The organism is Flavobacterium bomense, from assembly GCF_003970355.1.
Window position 1 is genome coordinate 1 of sequence record NZ_RYDJ01000195.1, and the last position, 1,166, is coordinate 1,166.

The 1,166-nt window shown below is 33.8% G+C and carries 1 protein-coding gene; it reads left to right on the forward strand.

Translation table 11 applies throughout. The features are described from left to right. Positions 1-201 precede the first annotated feature (201 nt). Positions 202-1,166: S46 family peptidase (locus EKL98_RS16695; protein ID WP_148104462.1), on the forward strand; the 965-nt coding region annotated here is incomplete at its 3' end.

A 1,166-nucleotide genomic window follows, 5' to 3' on the forward strand; every position in this document is an offset into this window, starting at 1 on the left:
AGGCTGTTTATCTATTGCCAATAAAAACGAGCTTTATGATGCTTTTTCAAATTTGATTAGAAACGACGACATCCGACACGAAAAAGGACATATTTGTAACACTTTCGTGCAAATGAACAAAGGAGCAACAACTATTATTTTAAAACAAATTCCGAAAGATTAAATATAAAATCCCCACAATTACAACCTAAATCCCATCCTATGAAAATTTTAAAAGTCCTCTTATTATTCTTCGTCCTTCAAATGCAAGCCCAACAAGGCGGAATGTGGATTCCTTCTCTTTTAAAAGTAATGAATGAAAAAGAAATGAAAAATTTAGGGATAAAAATGTCCATAAAAGATATTTATGATGTGAATCAATCGAGTTTAAAAGATGCCGTTCCCCATTTTAACGGAGGTTGCACTTCGGAAGTGATTTCTCCAAAAGGACTGATTTTAACCAATCATCATTGTGGTTTTGATGCCATTCAAAATCATTCAACAGTAGATCACGATTATTTGGCTAATGGATTTTGGGCTTATAAAATGGAAGATGAATTCCCTAATGAAAATTTAGTCGTAACTTTCATAGTAAGAATTGAAGATGTTACCACAAAAGTTTTGGAAGGCACCCAAAATTTAACTTCGGAAGCGGAAAAACAAAAAAAAATTCAAGACAATATCACTGTTTTGAGCAATTCATTACCCAAAGAAAATTGGCAAGAAAATAAAATTAGAACCTTTTTTGAAGGCAATCAATATATGCTTTTTGTAACCGAAACTTTCAAAGATGTCCGATTGGTTGGAGCACCGCCATCCTCCATTGGAAAATTTGGAAACGATACTGATAATTGGGTTTGGCCCAGACATACTGGAGATTTTTCGTTATTCAGAATCTATGCTGACAAAAATAATCGTCCAGCAAATTATTCAAAAGATAACGTTCCGTATACACCAAAACATTTTTTACCCATTTCGTTGGATGGTGTAAAAGAAGATGATTTTACGATGGTTTTTGGTTATCCCGGAAAAACAAATGAATATTTGCCGGCAGTTGCCATTGCACAAATTGCCAACGAATTAAATCCTGCAAAAATCGAAATTAGAGATCAAGCATTGAAAGTAGCCGATGGATTTATGCGAAAAGACAATGCTATCAAAATTCAATATGCTTCGAAATACGCCAG